Consider the following 3,902-nt stretch of genomic DNA (forward strand, 5'->3'; position numbering starts at 1 on the left):
GTGCAATATCCGAGTCCTGAGTGGAGTCTCGTGGTATTATAGCGGAGCTCGATGTACTGGGCGATGTCGGCCCGCTGCCGTGTCGGGTAGACCGTGCGGTGCACGCGTTCGTTCTTCAGTGTAGCGAAGAACGATTCCGCCATAGCGTTATCATAGCATTATCCGGCTAATGATCTTGCTTCCCGCGGTTTGGCCGGTTAACGCGCTTCAGCGTTTGCGCACGGTGAGGTGTCGGAGTTGTTCTTCGTGTTTGCGGACCCGGTCGGCGATGGCGTCGATGGTGGTGCGCAGGGTGGCGATCTCGTCGGTGAGGCCGGTGAGGGTCCCGCTGGTAGCGGCGCGGTGTCGGTGTTGGTCGATGACCGCGCGCAGGGTGGGGTCGCGGTAGAGGGTGGTGCGGCCGATGCCGGCGGCGGCGGCGACGGCGACGGCGGTGACCCGTTGGCCGTTGTGGTGGAGTTGCGCGCAGGCGCGCTCGACCCGGTTGAGGGCGTTGGTGCTGGTCATCCGGTGTGGGCCTCGCTGATCAGGGTGTCGAGTTGGGTGATGAGGCGGCGGTGTCGTTCGGCTTCGGTGATCCAGCCGCGTTTCTCGGCGTCGGCGGCGAGTGCTTCGGCGTCGACGCGCTGCGCGGCGAGGACGGGCAGCGAGCTGGGTTCGGCATGGAAGCTGGGGCAGTGTTCGCAGATGTTGGCGTAGGTGCAGGCGCCTTGGGCCGGTGCGCGCAGGCAGAACCCGCCGGCCAGCCGGGATTTGAGCAGCGGGGTGTCTTTCCAGTCGGCTCCGCCGGTGATGTCGGCCAACGGCAGGTTGATCCTGCCGGTCACCGGCGTGCGGGCCTGCTGTTTGGCCAAGTCGAGGGCGCGTTCGTATTCGGCGCGGACGGTGGTGTCGAACAACCGGCCGTAGCGCAGGCTCATCTCGGCGGACATGTGTCCGAGCAGCGCCATCAGCGCCTGCAACGAGACCCCGGCGTTGACCAGGGCGGTGGCGTAGGTGTGGCGCAGCTGGTGCGGGGTGATGTGGTCGAGCCCGGCGGCCTTGGCGGCCCGGTCGAGCTCGGCGCGGACCGCGTTCTGTGACAGCCGTCGTCCGTGGTGGGTGAACAGGAACTGCGCGGGCCGCCGGTAGCGGGGGTGCGGCATCGGGCGCCCGTGGCTGCGGATCTCGGTGATCTGGTCGATCAGCCCGAGGATCTCGGTGTCGAGCGGGACCATCCGCTCGGTGTCGAGCTTGCCGAGCGGGACCTTCAGCCAGCTGCCGTGACCGGGTAGTTCGTGCACGCAGTCCAGCTCGAGGTCGAGCAGCTCCCCGATCCGCAGCCCGCAGGATCGTTGCAGTTGCAGCGCGGCCGCGGCCAGTGCATTCCCGGGATGTTCGACCAGCACCTGGGTGAGCCGGCGGTCGACGTCGACGGGCAGGTAGCGGGGCAGCACCTGCGGGAGCTTGGGGATGTCGTCGCGGAAGACGAGCTTGCGCGGTGGCGCTTCCGGCCAGCCCCACTCGGTGATGTCGGTCAAGAACCCGGCCAGCGCGAGCACGCGGCGGGATCGGTCCGCGACGGTGATCAGCTCGTCGTTCTTGGAGTTCACCGCGTCGACCAACCAGGTCAGGTAGGGCTCGATGTGGGTGCGCCGGTCGAGATGGGCGATCGAGTCCAGTCCGGGATCGACGTGGGCGAGGAACACCCCGAAGTGCTTGAGCCGGGTCGCGATCGCCGACACGGTCTTGGGCTGGCAGGTCGCCCGCTTGCGTTCCAGGTAGGCGATCAGCGTGGCGCGGATGGGCGGGCGGACCTCGGCCAGCCGTTCGACGAACGGGACCGGCCCGCCCGACCGGGGCAGCTGGTCGAGGATCCCGAGGTGGAACAGCACCCGCTGGGCGTTGCTGAGCGCCGCCAGGTAGTGGTGGTGACCCTTGCCGGTCCGCTCGTGGCGGTCGTGGCAGGCCGCGGTGAACGTCTCCAGGTCGAGGATGGTCAGCTGGTCCAGGCGCCGCCCGGTCTGGATGAGCAGCCGGGCCGGCACCTGCGAGCCGGTGGCGAAACGGACCCGCTCGGTGAACCCCAGCTCGGCGGCCGCGGTCATGAACCGCTCCAGATCTGCGCCGAGCGGGGAATCGTTGATCTCCCGCCAGAGGCTGGAGAGCTTGCGTTCCAGCAGGTAGTCATACCCGGGTTGGAGCACCCGGTGCAGCATCAGAAACGTGATGATCGGGCGGGTGGCCGACCCGGCGGCCAACCGGGCCGTCAGCGGCTGCTCGGCCCACCGGCGCGGGTCCGGCCAGCGGCGGAAGAACACCCGTGCCGCCTGCCAGTACGCGGTGTTGCCGCGTCCGCTGCGCGCCAGGTAGTCCAGGTAGGCGGCGCGCAGGGCAGCGCCGGGACGGTCACCGGGCGCGCATGCGGTCACGGGCGGCATCGAACTCGGCTTTCACATGGGCGGGAGCGAGATGGATGTAGCGGGCGGTGGTGTCGACGTGGGCGTGGCCGAGCAGCGCCTGCATCACCGCAAGGTCGACCCCGGCCTCGGCCAGGGCGGTGCCGAAACTATGGCGCAGCGCGTGCGGATGCCCGCCGACGATCCCGGTGAGCCCGCGGTGATAGCGGAAGATCGTGCGCAGCCCCGCCGCGGTCAGCGGCCGGCCCCGGTTGGGGCCCTTGGCCACCACGAACAGCCGGTCGCTGGCCGATTCGGGCCGTTCGGCCAGCAGATAGACCTGGATCACCGAGGCGACGTCGGCGTCGAGCGGGACCCGCCGTTCCCGCTCACCCTTGCCGAGCACCTTCAGCCACCGGCCCCCGATGTCGACATCGACGACGTCGAGGCCCAGCACTTCCGCCGAGCGCAGCCCGCAGTAGAGCATCAGCCCAGCGATCGCGCGGTCCCGCCAGGTTCGGAAGCTGGCCAGCAGCTCGGCCGCCTCGGCCTGAGACAACGCCGCGGGCAACCGGCGCGGCTCGCGGAGCCGCAGCGAGGAGCGGTTCTTCGGTCGGCGGACGGTGTGCGCGAGCATCCCGCTGCGCTCCCCGGACACCCGCCAGCGGGCCTCGCGGCCCTTCGGGACGGGATTGGCGGCGTCGGGGTCGCGCATCGCGACGAACGTGAACAGCCCGGAGATCGCGGCCAGCCGCCGGTTGATCGTCGTGGCGGCGTACTGATCGGCACGTCGCCCCGACAGTCGCAGCACATTCGGGCCCGCCCGACCCGGGATCGTGGCCTCCCGGCAGGCCCGCAGGAACCGCAGCAGCACCTCCGTAGTCACCGCCGTCAGCGACTGCCCCTCCGCGATCAGCCAGCGACAGAACGCCAACAGGTCATAGCCGTAGGCGCGCACGGTCTTCGGCGAGTAGTTCCGGTCGGCCAGATACGCCAGATACTCATCGACCAACCCGAACCGATCCGCGCCCGGACCGGCCAACGCCCAGGCGCCATCTCTTTGTTCAAGCCGCAGACCCGACCCGCTGATCACGGCGAACAGATGTACCAGCAGTGAACCGACTCATACCGCAGGAGTCATCTGACGGCGTGTCGCTGAGCTGGGTCAACCCCGGCATTAGCCGGTTAAGAGGGAGGTCCCCACCGCGCCCATCGACTGCGTGACGCCGAACTCGGCACAGACCTGGGCGAAGGCCTTCGAGCCTTACTCCCGTGATCGCTGTGGAAGATCGCCCCGGCCAGCGATCCGCGGGCGTCGCAGGCGGCGGCCAGGGCATCGACGATCAGGTCGGTGCGCATGTGCTCGGCGACGGCCCACCCGGCCAGCCGCCTGGAGAAGCAGTCGATCACCGTGGCCAGGTACAGGTTCGTCCCGTCGCCGATCGGGAGGTAGGTGATATCCCCGACATAGCGCCGGTTCGGCGCGGGCGCGGTGAAGTCCCGGCCGAACAGGTCGGGCACACG

Annotated in this window: 3 protein-coding genes and 2 pseudogenes; all 5 read right to left on the reverse strand. The window is 69.5% G+C overall.

Annotated features, from left to right (window positions below; translation table 11 throughout):
• Positions 1-164, reverse strand: a pseudogene (locus tag VGJ14_10595) (integrase core domain-containing protein).
• Between the two features lie 43 nt (positions 165-207).
• Entirely contained in the window at positions 208-507 is a 300-nt protein-coding gene (locus VGJ14_10600; GenBank protein HEY2832864.1) for a hypothetical protein, read from the reverse strand.
• Positions 504-2,411 carry a tyrosine-type recombinase/integrase gene (locus VGJ14_10605; protein HEY2832865.1) on the reverse strand — a complete coding sequence of 636 codons (1,908 nt, stop codon included), beginning with the start codon at positions 2,409-2,411 and terminating at the stop codon, positions 504-506. Before VGJ14_10605 ends, VGJ14_10600 begins: the two co-directional genes overlap by 4 nt.
• Positions 2,389-3,471, reverse strand: a complete 1,083-nt coding sequence (locus VGJ14_10610; protein ID HEY2832866.1) for a tyrosine-type recombinase/integrase — start codon at positions 3,469-3,471, stop codon at positions 2,389-2,391. The genes VGJ14_10605 and VGJ14_10610 overlap by 23 nt, the downstream gene beginning before the upstream one ends.
• Positions 3,472-3,570: 99 nt before the next feature.
• Positions 3,571-3,902, reverse strand: a pseudogene (locus VGJ14_10615) (DDE-type integrase/transposase/recombinase).

The organism is Sporichthyaceae bacterium (genome assembly GCA_036493475.1).
Lineage (GTDB): Bacteria > Actinomycetota > Actinomycetes > Sporichthyales > Sporichthyaceae > DASQPJ01.

What these genes read in the sequence shown, in the direction of transcription:
- VGJ14_10600 (HEY2832864.1), bottom strand. Translation starts at nt 507, where the DNA reads ATGACCAGCACCAACGCCCTCAACCGGGTCGAGCGCGCCTGCGCGCAA.